Origin of the sequence: Marivirga lumbricoides (assembly GCF_014636295.1) — a bacterium.
GTDB lineage: Bacteria > Bacteroidota > Bacteroidia > Cytophagales > Cyclobacteriaceae > Marivirga > Marivirga lumbricoides.
Window position 1 is genome coordinate 1 of the sequence record NZ_BMEC01000041.1, and the last position, 1,749, is coordinate 1,749.

Consider the following 1,749-nt stretch of genomic DNA (forward strand, 5'->3'; position numbering starts at 1 on the left):
TATCTGTCCTTTCTCATTGGTTTTCACGCCAATGTTTTCAAGGCCTAAGTTGGTAGTGTACGGTTTCCGGCCAATGGCCATAAGGCAATAGTCGCCTTCTAACAATATTTCTTCTTTATCGGAAAGGTTTTCCGCTTTCAATTCCACCTTATTATCCATGGCTGATGCATCTGTCACCTTATGTTTCAAATAAAATTCAATTCCTTGTTTTTTTAGGGAACGGTGCAGTTGATGTCCCAGTGCGCCATCCATAGTGGCGATAAGGCTATCAAAATATTCCAGAATTGACACCTTAGAGCCCAGGCGGGCGAAAACAGAACCTATCTCAACCCCGATAACGCCTCCACCAACGACCAATAAATGGTCGGGAATTTCGCGTAGGGCAAGGGCTTCCGTAGAAGAGATGATACGCTTTTTATCGATTTCAATATTGGGCAGTGAGGCGGGTTTGGACCCTGTGGCAATGATAATTTTATCGGTTTCTATAGTTTCCGTTTTAGCTTCGGCCTTAATCTCAATCGTGTTTTTGTCCTTGATGGTGCCGTGGCCTTCATAGACGGTAACTTTGTTCTTTTTCATCAGATAGTCAACGCCATTGATGATTTCCTGTACCACATCCTGTACCCTTTGGTTCATTTTTTTGATGTCGACATTGGCTTCTTTTACATCAATCCCAAAATTTTCAAATTGATGTTTGAGTTTGTAGTAATGCTCAGAGGCTTCAAGCCAGGCTTTTGACGGGATACAGCCCACATTAAGGCAGGTGCCTCCCAACGTGCTGTACCTTTCAATAATTGCCGTTTTCAATCCTAATTGAGCACATCGAATGGCGCTTACATACCCGCCAGGTCCAGAGCCTATTATAGTTACATCAAATTTTTCCATATTCGTATGTTTTTTAAATTAAAGTTGACCATTGAGCCGTTAGGGTTCAGTTTTCAGGCACCCCAACCTGTTGCTTTTCCTAAGACTTTTTGCTAACTCCTTTTAGCTTTCAACACTTTACATATTCAATTTCCTCACTTCTTATAAGCCAACAATCTCAACGCATTATACACTACTACCAGAGTAGAGCCTTCAAGTATGGATATTCTTTTATTTAGTAGCATTTGATTCAATCTGTTGGTTTAATCTGGTTTTACGGTTACTCCCATAATAGAGCAATAACATGATGACAAATAAGATGATTTGAGCCGCTACTGTTTCAATAGTGGGATATATTCCCAGCCAATCTACGCTCACCGATACAGGAAAACCGGTAATGGATAGCCATCCAGCTTCCTGAATGGAATGGACACCCTTACCGATCAGGATCAATGCTAGCAGGGTAATTACCCAGGCGGAATAGCGAAACAACTGCCGAACAGGTATCTTCTTTGAATACCTTACAAACAGGATTGCAAACAGTGCGATTAATGCAAAAGCAGCTAAAACACCCAAACCAATGGATGATTGATGAGCCGGTTGCGTTTCCAGGCTGATAGCCTGTAAAAACAAAATGGATTCGAAGGCTTCACGAAACACAACCATAAAGGAGAAAAAAGCAATACCAAACATTTTGTCTTTCTTTAGCTGTTTGCGTATTTTTTCTTCAATAAACTTTTGCCAATTTTTAGCATGTGAGTGGTCATGCAACCAGAACCCTACAAAGGCCAGGACGATTACTGCCACCAGCGAAATCATTCCTTCCATGATCTCCCGGTTTTTACCGCTTATACCAATCACCCAATCGGAGAAAAACCATCCGGC

At 41.6% G+C, this 1,749-nt stretch carries 2 protein-coding genes; both read right to left on the reverse strand.

The window, feature by feature from the left end:
• Positions 1–885, reverse strand: an 885-nt coding sequence (locus IEV85_RS24640; RefSeq protein WP_188467932.1) for an FAD-dependent oxidoreductase, incomplete at its 3' end; no start/stop codon positions are given.
• A gap of 210 nt (positions 886–1,095) precedes the next feature.
• On the reverse strand, positions 1,096–1,749 hold a 654-nt coding region (locus tag IEV85_RS24645; RefSeq protein ID WP_188467933.1), incomplete at its 5' end, for an FTR1 family protein.